This is a genomic window from Martinezella sp. CNPSo 3964, assembly GCF_057784375.1.
The window spans coordinates 203,282-223,856 of record NZ_JBXSOW010000011.1 but is presented as its reverse complement, the minus strand read 5'-3'; the positions used below and the strand labels follow the sequence as shown (position 1 = coordinate 223,856).

At 61.3% G+C, this 20,575-nt stretch carries 16 protein-coding genes and 2 pseudogenes; 8 read left to right on the top strand and 10 right to left on the bottom strand.

Annotated elements, in window-relative coordinates; genetic code table 11:
* Positions 1 to 121: 121 nt before the first annotated feature.
* Positions 122 to 844: a class I SAM-dependent methyltransferase gene (locus AC13Q5_RS28420; protein WP_488503942.1), complete on the bottom strand. Its 723-nt coding sequence runs from the start codon at positions 842 to 844 to the stop codon at positions 122 to 124.
* Positions 845 to 1,085: 241 nt separating this feature from the next.
* Here AC13Q5_RS28420 and AC13Q5_RS28415 point away from each other — a divergent pair, with 241 nt between their 5' ends.
* The gene (locus AC13Q5_RS28415) at positions 1,086 to 1,949 is read left to right on the top strand and encodes an alpha/beta fold hydrolase (RefSeq protein ID WP_488503941.1); all 864 of its coding nucleotides are present in this window, start codon (positions 1,086 to 1,088) and stop codon (positions 1,947 to 1,949) included.
* A 49-nt stretch (positions 1,950 to 1,998) separates the two neighbouring features.
* On the opposite strand, the gene AC13Q5_RS28410 is transcribed toward AC13Q5_RS28415, so the two are convergent.
* From AC13Q5_RS28410 to AC13Q5_RS28400, 3 genes are all read right to left on the bottom strand, one after another.
* On the bottom strand, positions 1,999 to 4,560 hold the full coding sequence (locus AC13Q5_RS28410; RefSeq protein ID WP_488503940.1) for a GcvT family protein: 2,562 nt from the start codon (positions 4,558 to 4,560) through the stop codon (positions 1,999 to 2,001).
* A gap of 201 nt (positions 4,561 to 4,761) precedes the next feature.
* A complete protein-coding gene (locus AC13Q5_RS28405) occupies positions 4,762 to 5,652 on the bottom strand; it encodes an amino acid ABC transporter substrate-binding protein (protein WP_488503939.1) in 891 nt (296 codons plus the stop codon).
* A gap of 148 nt (positions 5,653 to 5,800) precedes the next feature.
* Positions 5,801 to 6,715: a haloalkane dehalogenase gene (locus AC13Q5_RS28400; RefSeq protein WP_488503938.1), complete on the bottom strand. Its 915-nt coding sequence runs from the start codon at positions 6,713 to 6,715 to the stop codon at positions 5,801 to 5,803.
* A gap of 25 nt (positions 6,716 to 6,740) precedes the next feature.
* On the opposite strand from AC13Q5_RS28400, the gene AC13Q5_RS28395 reads away from it, so the two are divergent.
* On the top strand, positions 6,741 to 7,220 hold the full coding sequence (locus AC13Q5_RS28395) for a MarR family winged helix-turn-helix transcriptional regulator (protein WP_083961274.1): 480 nt from the start codon (positions 6,741 to 6,743) through the stop codon (positions 7,218 to 7,220).
* A 128-nt stretch (positions 7,221 to 7,348) separates the two neighbouring features.
* Positions 7,349 to 8,053 carry a cysteine hydrolase family protein gene (locus tag AC13Q5_RS28390; protein WP_488503937.1) on the top strand — a complete coding sequence of 235 codons (705 nt, stop codon included), beginning with the start codon at positions 7,349 to 7,351 and terminating at the stop codon, positions 8,051 to 8,053.
* 81 nt (positions 8,054 to 8,134) lie between these two features.
* Here the strand turns inward: AC13Q5_RS28390 and AC13Q5_RS28385 are convergent, their stop codons facing one another.
* On the bottom strand, positions 8,135 to 8,866 hold the full coding sequence (locus tag AC13Q5_RS28385; RefSeq protein ID WP_488503936.1) for a dienelactone hydrolase family protein: 732 nt from the start codon (positions 8,864 to 8,866) through the stop codon (positions 8,135 to 8,137).
* A 207-nt stretch (positions 8,867 to 9,073) separates the two neighbouring features.
* Here AC13Q5_RS28385 and AC13Q5_RS28380 point away from each other — a divergent pair, with 207 nt between their 5' ends.
* Positions 9,074 to 10,603 (top strand): S10 family peptidase, encoded by a 1,530-nt coding sequence (locus tag AC13Q5_RS28380; RefSeq protein WP_457877919.1) that lies wholly within the window; start codon positions 9,074 to 9,076, stop codon positions 10,601 to 10,603.
* Here the strand turns inward: AC13Q5_RS28380 and AC13Q5_RS28375 are convergent.
* A pseudogene (locus AC13Q5_RS28375) lies at positions 10,558 to 11,264 on the bottom strand (TetR/AcrR family transcriptional regulator). The gene AC13Q5_RS28380 and the pseudogene AC13Q5_RS28375 overlap by 46 nt on opposite strands.
* Positions 11,265 to 11,343: 79 nt before the next feature.
* Here AC13Q5_RS28375 and AC13Q5_RS28370 point away from each other — a divergent pair.
* Positions 11,344 to 11,955 (top strand): NAD(P)H-dependent oxidoreductase, encoded by a 612-nt coding sequence (locus tag AC13Q5_RS28370; protein WP_488503935.1) that lies wholly within the window; start codon positions 11,344 to 11,346, stop codon positions 11,953 to 11,955.
* A 5-nt stretch (positions 11,956 to 11,960) separates the two neighbouring features.
* Here the strand turns inward: AC13Q5_RS28370 and AC13Q5_RS28365 are convergent, their stop codons facing one another.
* Positions 11,961 to 13,466 (bottom strand): mechanosensitive ion channel family protein, encoded by a 1,506-nt coding sequence (locus tag AC13Q5_RS28365; RefSeq protein WP_075851809.1) that lies wholly within the window; start codon positions 13,464 to 13,466, stop codon positions 11,961 to 11,963.
* 225 nt (positions 13,467 to 13,691) lie between these two features.
* Here AC13Q5_RS28365 and AC13Q5_RS28360 point away from each other — a divergent pair, with 225 nt between their 5' ends.
* Complete coding sequence (locus tag AC13Q5_RS28360; protein WP_488503934.1) at positions 13,692 to 15,278, top strand: aldehyde dehydrogenase (NADP(+)); 1,587 nt, start codon at positions 13,692 to 13,694, stop codon at positions 15,276 to 15,278.
* Between the two features lie 300 nt (positions 15,279 to 15,578).
* Here AC13Q5_RS28360 and AC13Q5_RS28355 read toward each other — a convergent pair.
* A pseudogene (locus AC13Q5_RS28355) lies at positions 15,579 to 16,502 on the bottom strand (FAD-dependent oxidoreductase); the annotation flags it as partial.
* 74 nt (positions 16,503 to 16,576) lie between these two features.
* Between AC13Q5_RS28355 and AC13Q5_RS28350 the strand changes: the two are divergent.
* Positions 16,577 to 17,032 carry a MarR family winged helix-turn-helix transcriptional regulator gene (locus AC13Q5_RS28350; RefSeq protein WP_488503933.1) on the top strand — a complete coding sequence of 152 codons (456 nt, stop codon included), beginning with the start codon at positions 16,577 to 16,579 and terminating at the stop codon, positions 17,030 to 17,032.
* 34 nt (positions 17,033 to 17,066) lie between these two features.
* Here the strand turns inward: AC13Q5_RS28350 and AC13Q5_RS28345 are convergent, their stop codons facing one another.
* A complete protein-coding gene (locus AC13Q5_RS28345; RefSeq protein WP_488503932.1) occupies positions 17,067 to 17,975 on the bottom strand; it encodes a YncE family protein in 909 nt (302 codons plus the stop codon).
* 248 nt (positions 17,976 to 18,223) lie between these two features.
* Here AC13Q5_RS28345 and AC13Q5_RS28340 point away from each other — a divergent pair, with 248 nt between their 5' ends.
* Entirely contained in the window at positions 18,224 to 19,207 is a 984-nt protein-coding gene (locus AC13Q5_RS28340) for a LacI family DNA-binding transcriptional regulator (RefSeq protein ID WP_457877924.1), read from the top strand.
* Positions 19,208 to 19,278: 71 nt separating this feature from the next.
* Here AC13Q5_RS28340 and AC13Q5_RS28335 read toward each other — a convergent pair whose 3' ends face one another.
* Entirely contained in the window at positions 19,279 to 20,544 is a 1,266-nt protein-coding gene (locus AC13Q5_RS28335; RefSeq protein ID WP_488503931.1) for an ABC transporter substrate-binding protein, read from the bottom strand.
* Positions 20,545 to 20,575: the final 31 nt, after the last annotated feature.

Genomic DNA, 20,575 nt, shown 5'->3' with positions numbered 1-20,575 from the left:
AAATGGGCCAGCTTCAAAACCAGAAGACAAAGCCAAGTCCACTAACTTTTGAATTCAACGAGAGACAAACATCTTCATTGCTCGATATCGAGATGCCGCAACTCCGTCGGGCCAGAGCTCTTCAAGTGCTGGCCCGATCAGCGGTGATGATCCATGCCCGGGAGTCGAAAAGCACGCCTTCGGGCGTCATATGCGCCTCCAGCAGTGCACGGAGCCGTCGTAGTGGTTGGTCTGGTGCCTCACCAGTTTGGGTGAGCGCGTCCTTCACCATATAGAGGCCGGCAAGAGCATCGAGCGCGTTAGCGACATCCGTCCCGTAAAAGACCGGTTCGTGTACCTCGCTGAAATCGATCGAGGTGAAGCCGGCGATGCCCAGCAGCTTCGTGGCTGGTGCCAAGGCATGCCTGATGGCGCCGGACCATTTGTTGTGCTTCTGATCCTGCCATACCATCCAGGCGAGGCGTCCACCCGGGCGCATGGCGCGGGCGATATTGGCAAATGCAGCCGATGGATCGGCAAAGAACATAACACCGAAACGGCTGATACATAGATCGAAGCCGGCCGATGGCAGGTCGTGGCTTTGCGCGTCGCCTAGTTCGAAGCTGACGTTCCGTAACCCCGCCTCCAGGCAGCGTTGCCACGCAATCGCAAGCATTTCGGCGGAAGTATCCACGCCAAACGCTTCGCCGTTCGTTGCGGCAAGGGCGGCCTCCCGGGTGGTTTGTCCGGCGCCGCAGCCGATATCGAGCACGCGGTCGAGCGGCCGGACGTCGGCAGCTGCTCGTAAATGCCGGTTATGCCGCAAAAGTTCTGCGTCGTAAAAATCAGCACACCGCAACGCCATGAGGCCTCCCCATTTTGGTTTAGCTGTCGGAACGGTTCAACTCTCCCGGATATCCGAACCGTTCTAACTCATTATTCTCGATTCTCGCGCAGTCTTAGACGGAAGCTGCCGGGGGGTCTTGCTACAGCTGCTTTAGGGGACGTTGGCTTCCGTGCGACACTTTTTCCCTAACTGATTGCATAGTAGGATCAGTTATGCAACATGTACTCTAGTTGCAATTCGCAAGCGGATGGATTTTGTCATGGAGCAAGCAGGAAAAATCGCCGTCACCGAAACATCGATCGAAGTCAACGGAGCGAGACTGCAGACCCAGGCTTTCGGTGACCCCTCCAGCCCGCCCATAATATTGATCATGGGGATGATGGCCTCGATGCTGTGGTGGCCGGACAGATTGTGCGAGGAGCTCGCCGCTTGCCAGCGCTATGTGATCCGATACGATCAGCGTGATACTGGCCTTTCCACACATTATCCGCAAGGCGCGCCCGGTTATTCGTCCGGCGATCTCGCTCACGATGTCATCGCCATTCTCGGCGGCTACGGATTGGAAGCAGCGCATGTGGTCGGCATGTCGATGGGCGGCTTCGTCGCGCAGGAGGTCGCGTTGCATCACCCCGGGCGTGTGCGGACGCTTACGCTGATCAGCACATCACCGCTTGCAGTCGAGGGCTTGCCCTCCTCGACAAAAGCATATCAGGAGCACTCCAGGGCCGCCGAAACGGTCGATTGGTCTAGCTCTGAGGCTATTGCTGCGTTCCTCCTCCGTGACGCAGCCATGCTTGCCGGCACCAGGCATCCGCACGATCCTGACGCCGCAAGTGCCTTGATTGCGCGCGACATGGACCGGGCGCCGTCCTTTGCCAGCGCCACGAACCATTTCGCGCTGGTGGGCGAGGAAGGGCCTGCAAGGTTGCGGGTAGCCGATATCAGGCAGCCGGTTCTTGCGATCCATGGCACAGCCGATCCGCTGTTTCCCGTAGAGCATGGCGAAGCCTTCACCAAGGTCGTACAAAATGGACGGCTGCACCGGATCGAAGGTGGAGGGCACGAAATTCATGAGCGTGACATTGACGAGATCGTCCGGGCCATCGTCGATCACACGGCCTGACAGACAGAGCGGAAAGCCAGTCATGGCCTCGCTTTCCGCTCTGTGAAAATCAGCTTCTCGGCTTCAAATTCTCGGCGTCGTAGAGCGGCTTGTAGCCTACGCCGACGACTTCCACCGGATAGATCTCGCCGAAATATTCGACCTGCAGTTTGCGACCTTCCTGGGCATAGGACCAGGGGAGGTAGGCGAGCGCAATGTTCTTGCCGATGGTCGGGCCGTAGGCGATCGAGGTGGTGAAGGAGCGGCGGCCGAGGTCGTCGACCAGAGTTTCGCCGGTTTCGGGGTCCATGACCGGCAGGATGCCGACCGGGTAGCGGGCCACGCCGTTCGCATCGATATTGTCAGTCACGACGAGCGTGCAGAGCGTGGCCGGCTGGTGCTCGCGGGCGCGATATTCCAGATGCTTGGCCTTGCCGCGGAAATCGGCGTCCTTGACCTTCGGGCGGGCGAGGTCGGCTTCGAGCAGATTATATTCCGTCAGCAGGTCGGCGTTCTGCAGGCGCAGGCTCTTTTCCATGCGGCGGCTGTTGGCATAAGTCTCGACGCCGACCGCGATGGCGCCTGTCGAGCGCAGCGCATCCCATACGGCGAGAGCATCGCCATAGGCCATGTGCAGTTCCCAGCCCTGTTCGCCGACATAGGAGATGCGGAATGCGGTGACGTTCTTGCCGGCGATGCGGATCTGCTTGATCGCCGCGAAGGGGAAGTTTTCGTGCGCGAGGTTTTCCGGATTTTCGACCACCTTCTGCAGGTTGGTGCGGGCATTCGGACCCCAGATGCCGATCGTGACATAGCGTTCGGTGACGTCGGTGATGGTGACGTCAAAACCCTTGTCCTCGGCAACGCGGCGCATGTAGTGGAAATCGCGCGGGCCGGCATCGGCGCCGTCGATCAGGCGGCAGCGGTCGGCCATGCGGATGACGGTGAAGTCGGCGCGTACCATGCCCTCGTCATCGAGGAAGTGGGTGTAGATGCCCTTGCCGATATTGGCGTCGCCACCGATCTTGGCCGCGCAGAGCCATTCCAGCAGCTCGACATGATCGGGGCCTTCAATATCATACATGGCGAAATGCGAGAGGTTGATGATGCCGCAATCTTCGCTCAGCGCCAGATGCTCGGCGTTGGAAACGCGCCAGAAATGGCGGTTGTCCCACTCGTTTGCACGCACGGGGATACGATCGCCGTATTTCTCGAGCAGATGCTCGTTGGCGGCATAGCCATGCGCGCGCTCCCAGCCGCCGAGCTCCATGAAGTAGCCGCCGAGTTCCTTTTCACGCTCATAGAAGGGGGAGCGGCGGATGTTGCGGCCAGTCGCATAGGGTTCGCGCGGATGAACGGCGGGATTGTAGACCTTCTGGGCTGCCTCCGTGCAGCGGCCTTCGATGAAGCTCTCTTCCAGCATATGGGGGTAGAAGCGGGAATAATCGATCCTGTTGTGGTCGATCGGCGTGCGGCCGTCGGTCATCCAGTCGGCGACGAGCTTGCCGAAGCCGGGGCCGTCCTTCACCCAGATGGCGACGCAATACCAGAGACCGCGAACCTTCTGGCTTTCGCCGACGGAGGGGCCACCATCGGTCGTGACCTGTAGAAGACCGTTGAAGGAATGGCCTTCATTGTAGCCGAGCTCGCCGAGGATTGGCGTCAGCTCCATGGCGCGTTCGAGCGGCTCGATGATCTGTTCCATGTCGAGATCGCGCTGCGAGGGCGAAAGGCGTGCCTCATGCTTTTCGAGGAGATCACGAGGATGGCAGAGGCGCGGGTTCTTCTCTTCGTAATAACCCCATTCGATCTGGCCGCCTTCGGCGGTCTTCGGGTCGCCGGTGTCGCGCATATAGGCGGAGTTGCCCTGGTCGCGCATCAACGGGAAGCCGATTTCCTTGCCCGTGTTGGCGAACTCGTTATAGGGGCCGAAGAAGGTCAGCGGGTGGTCGACCGGCATGACCGGCAGATCTTCGCCGACCATTTCGGCGATCAGGCGGCCCCAGAGGCCGGCGCAGACGATGACATATTCGGCCTCGATCGTGCCGCGATGGGTGACGACGCCGGTGATGCGGCCATCCCTAACGATCAGCGACTGGGCCGGCGTATTGGCGAAGGACTGCAGCTTGCCGCTCTTTTCGCCCTGATCGATCAGCTTGCCGGCAACGGTCTGCGAACGGGGAATGACGAGGCCGGCATCCGGGTCCCACATGCCGCCCTGGACCATGCTTTCCTCGATCAGCGGGAATTTCTCCTTGATCTCGGCGGGGTCGACCAGGCTCACGCGCGTGCCGAAGGCCTTGCCCGAGGTCACCTTGCGCTTGATTTCCGCCATACGGTCATCATCGCCGACGCGGGCGACTTCCAGGCCGCCGACGCGGGCGTAGTGGCCGAGCTTATCGTAGAAATCGATCGAGTAGAGTGTCGTCCAGCAGGAGAGGAAATCGTGGCTGGTCGTGTAGCAGAAGTCGGATGCATGGGCGGTCGAGCCGATATCCGTCGGGATGCCTGATTTGTCGATACCGACAATGTCGTCCCAGCCGCGCTCGATCAGATGGTGGGCGATCGATGCGCCGACGATACCGCCAAGCCCGATGATGACGACCTTCGCCTTTTGAGGAAATACTGCCATTGCGTGCGACCCTGATTGATACTGAAAACGGATTTTATGATGTGTGCGGCGACGACCAGAGCCTGTCTACGACATAATCAAGATGCTTGCACGACGACTGCGCAGCCTTCCCCATGGAGAAATGGGTGAAGTTCGCGCCGATGATCGCAAGTCATCATGTCGCAAAGGCGATGAGTTCGCCGTCTGTGAACTCATGTCGCGCTATTGCGGGATCGACTGCATCATGATCTCGCGGCGCAAGATCGGGCCTTCCTGGCCGAAATAGGTCGCAAGCAGCTTGGCGAAATCATCCGACTGGTAGGTCTCGGTCAGCGTTTGGTCGACAAGCAGGCGAAAGGCGGAGTCATCCTGCCGAAGTGCAATGCCATAGGGCTCGTGCGTGAAGAGGCGATTGCCGATGGCGAGCGTGGACGGATTATGGGCATGGGAAGCGAGATCGAAGAGCAGGGCGCGATCTGCGAAATAGGCGTCGATCTTATGGTTTTCGAGCGCGATCAGGCCGTCCTGATGCGTGGCGAAATCGGCGATCCGCGTCTTCGGCACGTCGGAGCCCAGCGCTTCGCGCAGTGTCGCGCCCGTCGTCGTGTCGGCGCGAACGCCGATCGTGCTTGTCGCAGCGGCCGGCTTGGCGGAGACCTGCGCCAGACGCTTGTCTAGGAACAAAGCCATCAGATAATCGGGCGAATCCTTGCGCAGCAGGGCGCTGGCGCCAGTGATGAAGATCGGCTGCGAGAAATCGACGCTTTGGCGTCGGCCGAGGCTGATGGTCAGGGCGCCGCAGAGAAGGTCGACCTGGCCGCTCTTCACCGCATCGAAGCCATCGGCAAGCGTGGTTTCGACATAATCGCGCTTGAGATTCGTGACCTTGCGCCCGACCGCATCGGCGATCTTGCCGCAAAGGTCGATGGTGTATCCCGTCGGGTTGCCGTCTTTCTTCTTGAAGGAGAAGGGGGCTTCGTCGCTGATATAGCCGATGCGGATCACGCCTTTCTGGGCGATGATATCGAGCGTCTGCGCGGCGGCAGCCGCATAGGCGAATATGCCGAGGATGATGCCTGCCAGAACCAGTCGTCTCATGCAATTTGCCGGCATGATCCTGATCTCCAAAAGAAAATTGGGCAATCGCAAAGGCTTAGGTGCAGATTATGGCCTGACAGGTTTTTGTCAACGATGGATTGTCCTTAATCGCTTGCCGTCGAGCAGGGGTGGCGAAATCCTTCTTGTCTTGGAGGTCGATGCTTCAACGGGACAATTTGTGACGCGCGGCCCAGCTGGAGATTGCCGCTGCAATCGCCTCCGGCTGATCCTCCGGTGCGATGTGCCTAGCCGGCCCGCAGTTTTCGATCTCCAATCCGGCAATATTCTCGCGGCACCAGTCCGTCATCGTCTCGCCGACCAGCAGCGTCTCTGCTGGACCATCGAAGGTCAGCAGCAGCTTCGGGATATCTTCGCTGCGGGCAAGCCACGCGTCATAGGCCTGGATGCGCGCAACGACATCGGCCGGTTCGCCTTCGATCGGCATTGCGCGTGGCCAGGCAAGCAGCGGTCGGCGGCTTTCGGGCGTCGGGTAGGGCGCGCGGTAGACGGCATGGTCCTCGTGGCTCAATCCATTCAGAACCGTAGCCTTCAGTGCCTGCTCGATGAAGAAGTTTTCGTCCAGAACCTTCGCTTCCCCTGTGCCCGGCGAACGCAGGATCTCGTAGCGGGCGCGTGCATTCGGCATGTCGTTCCAGGTCAAAGGCCTGATGATGGTTTCCATGAAGGCAATGCCGCGCACGCGTTCCGGATGGTGGGCGGCCCAATCGAAGGCGAGCGCGCCGCCCCAATCGTGGCCGACCAATATGACATCGTCCAGCACGAGTTCGTCGAACCAGGCGTCGAGATAGCGCGCGTGGTCGGCAAATGAATAGGCGATATCGGGCTTGCCGGACTGGCCCATGCCTATGAGATCGGGAGCAAGGCGGCGAACCGGCGTCGTAGTGGCTGGGGTGATATGCCGCCACAAGTAGGATGAGGTCGGATTGCCATGCAGGAAGACGAAGGGCGCTCCCATGCCCGCATCCTCATAGAAGATCGTCGAGTCCAACACATCGAGCGAGGGCATGTGGGTATCCTCTCGTGAAATAGGATGGTAAGGTACCTGTCTATCTATCATAATGGTCAGGTGCCTGTCTATATCCATGGAAAATTGCGCTCCCACCCGTCTGTCCCTGGGCCTGCTGCTGCGGCTCGTGCATCAACATTGGACACAGGATGTCGAAGCCGCGCTGGAACAAGCCGGTTATGGCGATATCCGGCCACCGCACGCCAATGTGTTCACCTTCATGCGCCCGGAAGGAATTCAGGTGAGCGAGCTCACCAGGCTCGCCCATGTCCGCAAGCAGACGATGACGCAGGCCGTGGAAGAACTGGAGCGCCTCGGCTATGTCGAGCGCCGGCCGGACCCCGACGACCGGCGGGCAAGATTGGTCTTTCTGACCGAGCGTGGCAAAGGCGTGCGGCCGATCGCGGTTTCAACCGGCCGTCTTGTGGATGAGCGTTGGTCCGACATTGCCGGTTCACAGGAGATCGAAGGGCTCAAGCAGGCTTTACAGGCAGTGCTTGGCAAGCTTCGTAGCGGAGGAAGCTCCGGAGAGCCAATGGACGAAGCGGCGACATAGGCGGTACGGTTCGATGCGCCTGTGATATGCGGGGCGCATGCTTTAAAGCGCTATCACGAAGAGTTTCGTTACTCCGTCACGGTTTCTAGCCTATCTGTTTGCACCACGGTCAACCGAGGGGAACGTCGATGCAAGAGAGGAACTTCATCAGCCAGGCAAGCGGCATGGGGCGGAATGCGGCTTTTGCTTTCTGCGCGGGTTTTGCAGTCCTTGCTGCAGCCTTCAGCCCTGGGTTGACATCGCCGGCAGCAGCCCAGACGATCATCGACGAATGGCACAACGTGAAGCCGCCGGCGCCGCCGGAGCTGAAAACCGTCACGGTCGATCCGAAGACGACGGCGTTGCTGATCCTCGACTTCAACGGCGCGCAGGACCCGACCAAGGGACCGTGCAACGCGAAGATCAAGCCGCGCTGTCTCGCCTCCGTGCCCAAGGTGAAAACCCTGCTCGATCAGGCGCGCGCCAAGGAGATGCTTGTCGTGTTCAGTCTGGCCGGCGTTGGTGAAGCGCAGGATATCGCAACGGCGCTGGCGCCTTTGGCGAGCGAGCCGATCGTCAAATCCGGACCGGACAAATTCATTGGCACGAACCTGCGCAGCATTCTCTCCGACAAGGGCATCAAGACCGTCATCGTGACAGGCACGGCGTCTGAGGGCGCGGTGCTCGATACGGCGACGGATGCCGCACTCAACGGCATGAACATCGTGCTGCCCGTCGATGGCATGTCGTCGACAGAGCTCTATGGCGAGCAATATGTGGCCTGGCACATGGTCAATGCGCCCGGCGTCTCGCAGAAGACGACATTGACCAGCATCGACAGGATCAAGTTCTGATCCCCAGCGGCTTGCCTAGCAGCCGATCGGAAGGAAACCATCCCGCTGCCCGCGCGGCAACGGGATGTCCGCACGAGCTGTTTAGGCGAAGGCCTCATCAAACAGGTTCAGCAGCCGCTTCCAGTGCCTTTCGGCGCCGACCTCGTCGTAGACGCCGTGATCCGGCACGGTCCATCCATGCGCCATGCCGACATAGTTTTCGATGGCGTGATCCACCCCGCCGGTGCGCAGCGCTTCGGCAAGACGGGCCGATTGCTCCGGCGGAAAGCTATTGTCGACGCCGGCGACACCGATATAGACGCGCGCCTTGATATCGGCGGCCAGACGATGCGGGCTGTCTTCCGCCTCGCTTGCAAGATTGCCGCCGTGGAAGCTTGCGGCGGCCGCGATGCGATCGGGATAGGCGGCAGCGGCGGTCAGCGCGCGGCCCCCGCCCATGCAATAGCCGACCACGCCAGCCACACCCTTCGCGCCGGCTGCAGACAGCGCGTCGAGGAAGGCGGCGCTGTCGACCTTGGTCATCTCCTGCGTCGTGCCGCGTATCATTGACATGATCGTCTCGCGGGAGGCCGGATTGCCGAAGGCGCTGCCGTCGAAGGGGCCATAGGCGCCGAAGCGATAGAAGAGATCGGGCAGCAGCACGATATAGCCGGCATCGGCCAGTCGTTGCGCCATGCCAGTGAGCGACGGGCGCGGACCCATGGCATCCATGTAGAGGATCACGCCATGCTCGGCTGAGGCGCCGTTGTCGGGGCGGAAGATGGCGGCTTTGGCGGTGCCGTCGGCCGTCCTGATTTCGATATCCTGTTTCATCGTCATTTCCCTTGCGATCTCATTATCGGCTCGTGCCCCGCAGCGCATCCTACTTTGGCAAACGGCCCACAGGCCCTCAAGAGCATGTTCCTTCAAAACCGCCGGGGTCATCGATCAACATCTCTTGAGTTTCGGCGCTCGTCGTCTGTGACATAGTATCGCCAGCAACGACGTCTATGCGATGACCCCTTTGGAGGATGCGATTTCATGTCTTTTCGCCAGATGGTTCCCGGCCTGGTGCTGGTTCTTTCGCTGATATCGGCGACGGCATCTGCCGCCCCGCCCGAGCAGGGTCATGGCGCGCCTGCCGGTGCGAGCGGCGTGCTCTCGCTCCTGCCGCCCGATGCGGTCAGCGACCATGTTCTCAATGCTGACGGCAAGACCATTCCCTATACGGCGACGGCCGGGACGCTCGATCTCTTCGGTCAGGATGGTCAGCGCAGCGCTGCGATCTTCTATACCGCCTATGTCGCCAAGAACCGGGATGCCAACCGGCCCGTGACTTTCGTGTTCAATGGCGGGCCGGGTGCTGCCTCAGCCTTCCTCAATCTCGGGCTCGTCGGTCCGCGCATCGTTGATTTCGGCGCGAACGGGCGTGATGGCGCCAATGCCAAGCTGGTCGACAATCCGCAAAGCTGGCTCGAATTCACCGATCTCGTGCTGATCGATCCGATTGGCACTGGCTGGAGCCGCACCGCCAAACCGGACGACCAGAATGATTTTTATGGCGTCGACAGCGATGCCGAAAGCCTCGCCAAGGCGATCGCTCTTTACGTCGCTCACAACAGCCGGGCGGCGTCGCCGAAATATATTCTCGGGGAGAGCTATGGCGGTTTTCGCTCGGTCAAGGTTGCCAACAGCCTGCGCGAGGATCAAGGCCTTCTGATTTCCGGCATCGTCATGCTGTCGCCCCTGTTGGAAGGCCGGTTTGTCTTCGGCGGTGGTGAGGATGCGCTTGGCGCTGCCTTGCAGCTGCCGTCGCTGGCGGCCGCCGAGCTGGAACGGCAAAACGCTTTTAGCGAGAAAGCGGTCCAGGATGCCCAGGCTTTCGCCTTGAACGAATATTTGCCAGCGCTTGCCGGGCCGCCGCCATCAGGCGATGCCGGCCAAGCCTTCTATGGGCGCGTGGCGAAACTGACCGGCATTCCGCAAGATGTCGTCGCCAAGAGCCAGGGCTTTCTCAGCGGAGTCTACCGCAAGCATTCCGATGGCGACGGCGCCGATGTCGCGAGCGCCTATGATGCTTCCTTCCTCGCACCTGACCCCTATCCGCAGTCGGAGGCCGAACACGGTGGCGATCCGGTTCTGGATGGGTTCGTGCGCGCCTATGGCGGTGCCTTTTCCGGCTATGCCCGCGATGAGCTGGGCTTCCGCACCGACATGACCTACGCACTGCTGTCGTCATCGGTGAACAGGGAGTGGAAATGGGGTGGGCGTAATGGCGGCTCGCGCGGGACCGCGGGCGCCAGCGACGATCTCAAGGAGTTACTGTCGCTGACGCCATCATTCCGGGTGATGATCGGGCAGGGTTACAGCGATCTCGTCATTCCCTTCGGCGTGAATAAATATGTGCTCGACCACATGCCGGCAGCCTTTGCCGATCGGGTGGCGCTGAAACTCTATCGCGGCGGCCACATGTTCTACACACGACCGATGTCGCGTGAGCAGTTCACCAGCGATGCCAAGGCGTTTTATGCCGGACGGGTCAAGGCCGCGCCGGCAGCGCAATCGAACTGACTGCGCCGACCTGCCGGGCTCCGCCTGGAATCCGGCAACGTCATGAGACCGGCCTTCACGTGTTTCTCGCAACCATGGCCTTGATGGTTTCGCAGAGCTCGTCCTTTGCCTGCTGCGGGGTGATATCCCCCATCGTGGCGGCATAGGAGAGCGCTTCGGCCGCACCCAGCATTGCCCAGAGACCGGCCGATGCAATGGAGCTGGCATTGGCGAAGGGAGCAAGCAACGCGCGGCACTTCTCGATGAAGGCCGTTTCGTATTCGCGCTTGATCCTTTCAAGCTCCGGCGAGCCCGCAAGCGCGGCGATGATGCCAGGTATCTCGCGCCCTTGCCGCAGAACGCAATCGACATAGGAGGCGGCGATCACCTCCGCCCGGCCTGTCAGCGTCGGGCTGCTAGCATCGAGCGCCTTGTCCATCACCTCGGTCTGCCTGTTATCGAACTCGCGATAGAGTGCGGCCAGTAGGCCGGAACGGGTGATGAAATGGTCGTAGACAACGGGCTTCGTTACGCCGGCACGCTCCGAAAGCCGTCCCAGTGTCAGGGCCTCCGTTCCCTCATCCCCCGCGATTTGCCAGGCGACCTCGATGAGCTGCCGGTAGCGCTCCTCCCGCGTCAGCCGGCTGCGGGACTCCGGTTTCCTTGTCTGCATGCTTGACATCGTTATATACCAAAAGTAACTTACTAAAAGTATATAGGACTGAACTATTGCCTACAATGTGTCAGCAGGGGTTTTTCACATGCATACGCTTATCGTCGTCGCCCATCCGAATCCTGGTTCCTTCAGCCATAGTGTTGCAGCCGAAGTCGCCGAAGGCGTAACGGCTTCGGCGGCTACGTTTGAAATCGCCGATCTTTCGGCGGAGGGTTTCGACCCGCGCTTCACCGCTGCCGATATAGCCGCACATCTGAGAGAGGGGCCGTCGCCTGAAGATGTCGTTGCCGAGCAGGCGCGAATCGATCGTGCCGATGCACTGGTGCTGGTCTATCCCGTCTATTGGTGGTCCATGCCGGGGCTTCTCAAGGGATGGATCGATCGTGTGTTCAGCAATGGCTGGGCCTATGACGAGATGCCCGGTGACAGGTCGATCAAGAGATTGCAGCATCTTCGTATCCACCTGATTGCCATTGGCGGGGCAACAATGCGCACCTATGCGCGCCACGGCTATTTCGGCGCCATGAGGACGCAGATCGACCACGGAATTTTCGGCTATTGCGGCGCTCCAGTCATCTCCTCCGAACTGCTCCTGACGGAAACGCAGGACATGACCTCTCATCTCGATACCGCTCGCTCTATCGGACAAAACCTCTTTGCGGCTTCACCATCGCAAACGACGGCGGATGCGGCCTAGTCTCGCTACTGCAGCTGAAAGAGATGCTTGATGCGCGAGCTTAGCGAGCTCACGGGGGCGCCGTGGACCAGCATATCGGCGTTGGCGAAAAGATGTTGTTCGGCCTCGATGCGCTTGGCCATGATGGCGCCCAGCTCCTCGGCAAGCGCGGGTCTGTCGTGCAATATGGGCGCCAGGCAGTCCTCGCCGATTTCATAGGTGACGACGAAGGTCAGGGCGCGAACTGTCCCGACTTCGCCCGATCCCATCAACAGGCCGTTTTCACCGAAGTAATCTCCCGGCGCGAGGCGCGTCAGCTCGATCTGCCGATGCCCTTCGCGGCGGGTGATGCTGACGACGCCCGAGCGGACGATCGTCAGTGCACGCAGGCGAGCATCCTGCTCGGCGATGACGGCATCCTTGCGGTAGGTCCGGCGCTGCATGTGCGACGCCAGATGTTCCTTCTCATCTTCGGTCAGCGACGAGAACAGAGGGATATTGCTGACCAATCGCCATGGCGTTCCCGGAGCGTGTTGCTTCCCGTCGGGCGCCTCGGCCTTTTGCTCCATTGGCAGCATGATCGTGCCGGGAGGATCGGCGAATTTCAGGCCTGCCGCCTTGGTATGGCGGAAGAGCAGATCATAGATTTCGTTCTTTGCGGCCGTTGTCAGCGACATGTCGCGCACGCGGAAGGACAGCTGCAGTTCGATCGCCTGCCCGTCGATGGAATTGATGGCGACGCTGGGTTCCGGGTTTTTCTGGATCGAGTTGCAGCTGATCAACACGTTCTGCATCACATCGATGATGATGGGCGGCACGGTGGTGGGCTGGATCCGTACGGTGACGGTGACACCATGGCTTTCATCCGGCGAGGAGAGATTGGTCAGCCGCGTCTTGGCCAGGATGCTGTTTGGAATGACGACCAGATCGTTGGTGCCGCTCAGCAATTGCGTGGCGCGCCAGTTGGTCTCGACGACCCGTCCCTGGATGTCGTTGTCGAGGACGATCCAATCGCCGACGGAATAGGGCCGGCCGAGATTGAGGGCGATGCCCGAGAAAACATCGCTCAACGTGCTCTGCAGGGCGAGGCCGAGAATAATGGCGAAAACGCCCGACGTCGCGATTAGCGTGCCGATCGGGACGCTGAAGACATCGCCGACGATGGAGAGAATGGCACCGAGATAGATGACGCCGACGATCAGATCCTGCAGCAGCCGGCCCTCGCGGGGTTTGCGCTCGAAGATCAGGAACAGCCGCACGCAGGCGATCAGCACCCAGGCACCGTTGATCCACCATATGATCTTGGCAAAGCCTGTAAAGGTGCGCAGCGTAACCGACTCCTGCGGCGGGCTTGGCTCATAGGGGACGATGCCGTGATAGAGCAAAAGCACGGTCAGGCAGACGAAGAAGATGATCTGTCCGATCAGTCGGCCCGCCCGCTGATGGCGTAGCATGATGCGGCTGACGAATGTGCCAATGACGACCAGGATACAGAACTGGACGATCGGATCACCAAGAAGTGCAATGGACATAGGGGCTTGGCCGCACTCGGTCTTTCGGATGGCCGCTAAATTGGCACGAAAGAGGCCGCAGCGCCATATGCAGATAAAGTATGACTAATTGACGCTGACGCCTTGATCTCAGGGCTTGTCCCTTGATAATTAGATGACGATTATCATCTTACATCTGTCATCCCATCCTGCTATCTGCCTTAGAGAGCGCCGAGCTTCGCGCTCCGACATCATCAAGGAATACCCATGACACAGTCTTTCGAGATTCGCGGCGATCTGCTGATCGGCTCAGATTCCACCGGCGGCAACAGGACCGCGCGTGCCATCAATCCGGCAACCGGCGCAAACCTGGAGCCGGCCTTTGCGATTGCCAGCGAAAGCGACGTTGCCAAGGCATGCGAGCTGGCGGCACAGGCATTCGACGTCTACCGTGCGACCAGCCCCGAGCAGCGCGCGGCATTCCTCGAAAAGATTGCAGACAACATCATGGAGATCGGCGATGCGCTGATCGAGCGGGCAACGGAAGAGACCGGCCTGCCTGTCGCGCGCCTGCAGGGCGAGCGCGGCCGCACCGTCGGCCAGCTTCGGCTGTTTGCCCAGGTGGTTCGTGCCGGCGAATGGCTCGATCTGCGCGTCGATCCCGCCTTGCCGGAGCGCAAGCCGCTGCCGCGCGCCGATCTGCGCCTGCGCCAGATCCCGCTTGGCCCGGTCGCCGTCTTCGGCGCCAGCAATTTCCCGCTCGCCTTCTCGGTTGCCGGCGGTGACACGGCTTCGGCGCTTGCCGCAGGCTGCCCGGTCGTCGTCAAAGGTCATCTGGCCCATCCGGGCACGGGCGAGCTTGTCGGCCGTGCCATCCGCGCCGCGGTTGCCGCGTCCGGTCTGCCGCAAGGCACCTTCTCGCTCCTGACGGGCGCCAACGAGACGGGTGCCGCGCTGGTGCGTGATCCTCGCATCAAGGCTGTGGGCTTCACCGGCTCGCGCGGTGGTGGCCTGGCGCTTGGCGCCATCGCTGCGGCCCGGCCGGAGCCGATCCCGGTCTATGCCGAGATGAGTAGCGTCAACCCCGTCTTCCTCTTCCCGGCAGCACTTGCCGCGCGCGCCGAAGCGATCGGAACGGGCTTTATCGATTCGCTCACGCTCGGTGCCGGTCAGTTCTGCACCAATCCGGGCCTGCTTTTTGCGATCGAAAGCCCCGATCTCGACCGGTTCGTCCAGGCTGCCAGCGATGCGCTGACCGGCCGCGCGCCGGCGCCGATGCTGACACCTGGCATTCACGCCGCCTTCGACAAGGGCGTTGCCGCACTGGCGGAACATGATGCGGTCAAGACCGTCGCTCATGGCGCGCCGGCCGAAGGCGTCAACCGCAGCCCCGGCATCTTCTTCGAGACCGATGTCGAGCAGTTCCTGGCGGATGAGCGCCTCGGCCACGAGGTTTTCGGTGCGGCCAGCCTTCTCGTGCGCTGCAAGGATATCGAGCAGATGATCGCAGTTGCAGAAAAGCTCGAGGGCCAGCTGACGGCGACCTTGCAGATCGAGGCGGATGACTATGCGACGGCCGCCAAGCTGGTGCCGGTGCTGGAACGCAAGGCCGGGCGCATTCTCGCCAATGGCTGGCCGACCGGCGTCGAAGTCAGCCACGCAATGGTGCATGGTGGGCCTTTTCCGGCAACGTCGGACAGCCGCACGACCTCGGTCGGCACGCTGGCCATCCGCCGCTTCTTGCGCCCGGTCTCCTATCAGGATCTTCCGGAAGGCCTGCTGCCGGCAGAGTTGCGTAACGAGGGTGTCAGGTCGCTGCCGCATCTCCTCGATGGCGTGCGCAAGGGCAATTAAGCCGACACTCCGAGTAACGTCTTTTGGGGCGGGCCATATTGGCCCGCTTTTCTTTTGCGCGGTGCTATCCGCCGAATCTTCAAGGCGGGCTTCGAGATGTGCCTTGTAATGCTGGAGAGAAAGCTCCGCGCCGAGATGGGAGAGCTCGGTGGCGACGGCTTCCGCAGCATGTTCGGCCGCCTCGATGACGCGTTCGAACATCTCCGCTTCATAGGCTTTGACGGCGTCCTTCCACTCGTCGTTTTCGAGAAGCTGGCGGCCAAGCTCCGCGGCATCCAGCATCGCCATATTCACGCCTTCGCCGCCAAAGGGCGACATCACATGCGCGGCGTCGCCGAGGAGCGTGATGCCGATACGGTTCTGCCAGTGGTGGCCGACCGGCAGCGCATAGATCGGCCTCGAAACGATATGGTCGTTGCTGGCCTCGACAAGGCCAAGGATGCGCGGCGCCCAGCCTTCGAATTCTGCGGCCAGCCGCGCCCGAGCCTTTGCCGGTGAGGTAAAGTCGAACGTCTTCTCGGCCCATTCGGTCGGTACGCGGAAGATCGCGTAGCCTCTGAGATGAGCATCGCCATTGCGCTGGACAATCAGGCCTCTTCCATCGGCCTCGACGCCGATCTTGCCGCGGCCGACGAGGGCCGCAAGATCGGGGTGGCTCGCGTCGACGTCATCGATGCCGAATTCGATGAAGGTGATGCCGCTATATTGCGGGCGGTACGACGACACCAGCGGCCTGACCTTGGACCAGCTGCCATCGGCGCCGACGACGAGATCGAAGGGGCCTGCCGTGCCGCTTTCGAAAACCAGCTCGTATGTGCCGTCGTCTAGTGGGCGTACCTCGCGCAGGCCATGGTTCCAGCGAATGGGTTCAGCCGGCAAGGAGGCGAGCAGCGTTTGCCGCAAGGCCGTGCGATCCACTTCCGGCCGGTCGGAGTCGTCGGCATCATCATCAGCGAAGATGAGCGTGCCGTCCTTGTCGTAAAGCCGGCTCCCCTGGTCCTCGTAGCGGGCGATCTGCAGGAATTCTTCGTAGAGACCGGCACGGCGTATCGCCAGCTGACCGGATTCGACGTGCAGGTCGAGCGTGCCGCCCTGCGGGCGGGCAAGGGCGTGTTCTTCGCGCTCAAAGACGCTGGCCGGCACGCCGGCCTGATGGAGAATGCGGGCAAGCGTCAGCCCGCCGGGGCCTGCGCCGATGATGGCGATGCGGGGATAGGATCTCATGGACATGGTTCTCATAATTTTGTACATAGGTACCTATATAGATTAACATAGGTACCTATTCAAGTGGGGCGAAAATGACGGATTGGGATTTGTTCGACGCGCCGGCGCCGCTCATCAACATGGCGTCGCGGTCGTTCGCGCGTCTCGGCGAGCGACGTGTGAAGGCATTGGGCTTCAATATCGGCCAGCTGCCGGTGCTCTACATGCTCCGCAATGGCGCCGAGATGTCGCAGAAGGATCTGGCAAAATTCGCCAAGATCGAGCAGCCGTCGATGGCGCAGATGCTGGCGCGCATGGAGCGGGATGGGCTGATCAAGCGCACGCCCGATCCTGCGGATGGTCGTAGTAGTCTCGTATCTCTAACCGACGCGGCGCGCGAAAGGCTTCCGGCTGCCCGTCAGGCGCTGGAACAGGGTCGCGAGGCGGTATTGGCCGGGTTCAGCGCGGAGGAGGTTCAGACGCTGCTTCAGTTGATGCGCCGGCTCAACCAGAATCTCGACCGGATGGTGGCCGAGGAGGATGGGGCGTAGACGCGCATATCTGCGCGCCTACGATGACAGCCATTCAGACCTCGGCGTAGACGATGCCGGTGAAAGAGCCGGCATGGTGCAGCAGTTCACGCTCCCCCGAGCCGTCGAGGCTTGCGGAATAGAGATTGCCGCCGATATCGGTGAAGAACATGCGGTTGTTCGGCAGGTCGAGCGAGAGGCCAATGCCTTCGTCCAGACCTTCGAGGACGACTGCGGAGGTTGCGGCGATATCATCCATCAGGGCGCGGTTGACGGTATTCCCGCGCGGAAGATTACCGCGATCGGTCCAGTAGATCGTGCGGGTGGCGAGATCCAGTTCGAGATCGATCGGCTCCGGCAGTTTGTCCAGCAGGGTTTCGATATCGCTGCGGTCGGTCGCGGTTTCGCCGGCGGGGATGTTGATACCAGCGCGGAAGATGCGGCCGAGGCCGGCATCCGGCGGTCCCTTCTGGGTCCAATAGATCTGCCCGAGCGGCAGGTCGAGGGCGATGCCGACGCACCAGCGCTCGATCTCGGCGCTGTCCTCAGGGCCTTCGCCGTTCTGCACCAGGGTCTCGATGTCGCTGCCGTCGATATTGGCGCGCATGACTCGCATGCCTTCGCGGTCGCACCAATAGAGCTTGCCGTTGTCGCGATCGATCTGGATCTGCTTCGGTGTGACCAGCGTACTGCCGGGCGGGATCAGTGTTACGTGATTGCCGCCGTCGAGGTCCATGCGCTCGATGGAGCCATCATGGGCGTTGTAGTCGTTGCCCATCTCCGTCCAGTAGATCCAGCCATTCTCGCTGTCGACGAGAATGCCATCCGGGCTGCGACCGGCCCGCTGGACGATGAGCTTGAGATCGGTGCCGTCGATGGCGGAGGAGAGAATTCGTCCGTCGTTGATGTCGAGGAAGAACAATCTTTCGGTGTTGGCAGGCGTCCGTGCTTCTGCTTCTGACATGAGAGCATCCTTTCGAGGGGGCGGATCTGCGGATCACAGCGCGGCAATCATGGCATCGCTTGATGACAGCATCATTCGCCGCTGCGATCACGATGAAGATCTGTTGCGCTGCAACAAAGTCAAGTGCATTGATGTCGCGACCTATGCGAAGGTCCGTCAAATAAGTGTCATCGCTCTGATATAAATCCCCTCATTCCAGGGGATATTCCACGAGGGCCTGAAACCCGAAGCCGGAGGTGATTGATATCATGTCGACGCTCCAGCAGATCGCCTTTCGGGCCGGTTGTTCGGTCGCGACCGCGAGCCGGGTGCTGAACCGTAACGGACCCGTCAGCGACGAAATGGTGCGGCGCGTGCGGCGTGCGGCGGCGGAGCTCGGCTATCGGGCGGGTGGGCGCACCGGCAACGGTCGGCCGGCGATCGGCGTGCTTATTCCCAGCATCACCAATCCGGTCTTCGCGGCTTCGCTTTCCAGCATCCAGAACAGGGCGCTTCATGCCGGGCATAGCGTGCTGATCGCGCAATCGAATTATGATCCGGCGCAGGAGGCCGATGCCGTTGCTTCGCTGCTTCAACAGCAACCGACCGGTCTTATCCTGACGCTCTGCGATCCCGAACGCAGCCTGCTCCCGTCATCCACCCTGCCGCCGACCGTATTGCTTGGCAACCTGCCGACCAGCCGCTTCACCGCCGCCGTCGCGACCGACAATTTCGGCGCTGGTCGTGATCTGACCGATCATCTCCTGTGCAAGGGGCATCGCCGTATTCTGTTCATATCGGGCCATTTTTCGGCCTCGGATCGGGCGAAGCTGCGCTACCTCGGTTATATCAGGGCCATGGAAGCCGCGGGGCAACAGCCACTCGATGCACTGGAGATTTCCTTCGTAAACAGCCTGGAGCAGCTCGATCTTTCGGATGCGGTTTCACGCTTTGGTCCGACGGCGATCATCGGCTCCAACGATCTTCTCGCGCTTGGAGTCATGGGAGCGCTTCGGCGGCAGGGGCTTTCGATCCCACGCGATATTTCGGTCGCGGGTTTCGACGGGATTTCCCTTGGTTTTCTGGGTGAGGTTCCGCTGACGACAGTGGAAATTCCGGACGGGACGATGGGAGCGGCAGCGGCCTCGCTGCTGCTCGACATGGCGGAAAATGCCGCGCCGCCGCGTCATCTGACAGTACCCTATCGGATGCGTGCGGGCGGCACGGTGCGCAATCTCGCCATTCAACCCTGACGCCTGCCTGCGAACGGAAACGCCGCCTCTCAAGGAGAAGCGGCGTGGATTGTTCAGACCGGATCGAAAGATCAGCTGCGCGGCAGCAGGCCTTCGACGTCGGAAGCAGCGTCGTCGAGCGCTTCCTTCGGCGTGGCCGAGCCGTCGACGATGCGCGAGAGATTGTCGACGATGGTCTGTGTGACCTTGACGCCGTTGGAACCCGGGAAGGCATACCAGGGGATCATGATCGACATCTGGCTGAGGCCGGCCTGGAAGAGCGGGTTCTTCTTGTAGAAGTCGCCGAGATATTCGGCCGACTTGGCGGCCAGCTCGTTGTTCGGGACGTAGCCGGTGCCGGGAACGACGACCGAGGCGCCATAGGGGCCGGCGGCGAACTTGGCAAACTTCCAGGCGGCCTCTTCCTTGACCGGATCATGGGTCAGGATGACGACGGCGTTGCCGCCCGTCGGCAGGCGGCCGTTGACCGGGTCGATCAGCGGCAGCTTGGCGGTGCGCAGGTCGAACTTGGTGCCGACATTCTTGATGGTGTTGACGAGAGCACCGGTGGTCTGGAATTCGAAGCCGACCTTGCCAGCAGCGAAAGCCTGTTCGCCTGCAGCCTTGGTGAAGACCGGCATGCCGCCTTCCTTGACGAAGCGTTGGATCATCTCGACGGCCTTCTGGCCTTCGGGGCCGTTGAAGGCAACCTTCGTCTCGTCGTCGCTCAGCATCTTGCCGCCGGCGCCGAAGAGGAGGGCGGAGAACATCCAGTCGTCGCCCTGCCAGCGGAAGTCCATGCCGTCGACGCCGTTACCGAGCGCCTTGATCTTGCCGGCGAGCGCGATGACTTCATCCCAGGTCTTCGGCGGGTTGTCCGGATTGCCGCCGGCGGCCTTCACCAGATCGGCATTGTAGTACATGATCGGGTTCGACGTTGCGAAGGCGAGGCCGACCTGCTTGCCCTTGACCTGGGCGAGCTTCAGGATCGTGTCCGAGAAGCCCTGTTCGGCCATGTTGCCCTCTTTCTTGACGAGGGGGCCGAGGTCGACGGCGACGTTGCGCTCGTCCATCATGCGCAGGCGGTTGAGGCCGATGAAGGTGACATCGGGCATTTCGCTGGTGCCGGCCTGGCGCAGGATGGTCTGAATGCCTTCCTCATAGGTGGCCGAAGGAGCGGCGAACTGAATCTTGATGTCCGGATTTTCTTCCATGAACTTCTTCGAGATCGTGTCCATCACGTTCTTGAAGAAGCCGGGCATGGGATAGTGAACCGTCAGGGTGGTTTCGGCATAGGCCGGGACCGACACGACCATCGAAATGGCCGCGGCGGCGAGAATCTGGGTGATATGCTTCATCGCTCGTTCTCCGTTTTCAAATTTCGAACCG

Bases quoted from the DNA above. Each gene is read 5' to 3' on its own strand.
- AC13Q5_RS28420 (WP_488503942.1), bottom strand. From the start codon at position 844: ATGGCGTTGCGGTGTGCTGATTTTTACGACGCAGAACTTTTGCGGCAT.
- AC13Q5_RS28415 (WP_488503941.1), top strand. From the start codon at position 1,086: ATGGAGCAAGCAGGAAAAATCGCCGTCACCGAAACATCGATCGAAGTC.
- AC13Q5_RS28410 (WP_488503940.1), bottom strand. From the start codon at position 4,560: ATGGCAGTATTTCCTCAAAAGGCGAAGGTCGTCATCATCGGGCTTGGC.
- AC13Q5_RS28405 (WP_488503939.1), bottom strand. From the start codon at position 5,652: ATGCCGGCAAATTGCATGAGACGACTGGTTCTGGCAGGCATCATCCTC.
- AC13Q5_RS28400 (WP_488503938.1), bottom strand. From the start codon at position 6,715: ATGATAGATAGACAGGTACCTTACCATCCTATTTCACGAGAGGATACC.
- AC13Q5_RS28395 (WP_083961274.1), top strand. From the start codon at position 6,741: ATGGAAAATTGCGCTCCCACCCGTCTGTCCCTGGGCCTGCTGCTGCGG.
- AC13Q5_RS28390 (WP_488503937.1), top strand. From the start codon at position 7,349: ATGCAAGAGAGGAACTTCATCAGCCAGGCAAGCGGCATGGGGCGGAAT.
- AC13Q5_RS28385 (WP_488503936.1), bottom strand. From the start codon at position 8,866: ATGAAACAGGATATCGAAATCAGGACGGCCGACGGCACCGCCAAAGCC.
- AC13Q5_RS28380 (WP_457877919.1), top strand. From the start codon at position 9,074: ATGTCTTTTCGCCAGATGGTTCCCGGCCTGGTGCTGGTTCTTTCGCTG.
- AC13Q5_RS28370 (WP_488503935.1), top strand. From the start codon at position 11,344: ATGCATACGCTTATCGTCGTCGCCCATCCGAATCCTGGTTCCTTCAGC.
- AC13Q5_RS28365 (WP_075851809.1), bottom strand. From the start codon at position 13,466: ATGTCCATTGCACTTCTTGGTGATCCGATCGTCCAGTTCTGTATCCTG.
- AC13Q5_RS28360 (WP_488503934.1), top strand. From the start codon at position 13,692: ATGACACAGTCTTTCGAGATTCGCGGCGATCTGCTGATCGGCTCAGAT.
- AC13Q5_RS28350 (WP_488503933.1), top strand. From the start codon at position 16,577: ATGACGGATTGGGATTTGTTCGACGCGCCGGCGCCGCTCATCAACATG.
- AC13Q5_RS28345 (WP_488503932.1), bottom strand. From the start codon at position 17,975: ATGTCAGAAGCAGAAGCACGGACGCCTGCCAACACCGAAAGATTGTTC.
- AC13Q5_RS28340 (WP_457877924.1), top strand. From the start codon at position 18,224: ATGTCGACGCTCCAGCAGATCGCCTTTCGGGCCGGTTGTTCGGTCGCG.
- AC13Q5_RS28335 (WP_488503931.1), bottom strand. From the start codon at position 20,544: ATGAAGCATATCACCCAGATTCTCGCCGCCGCGGCCATTTCGATGGTC.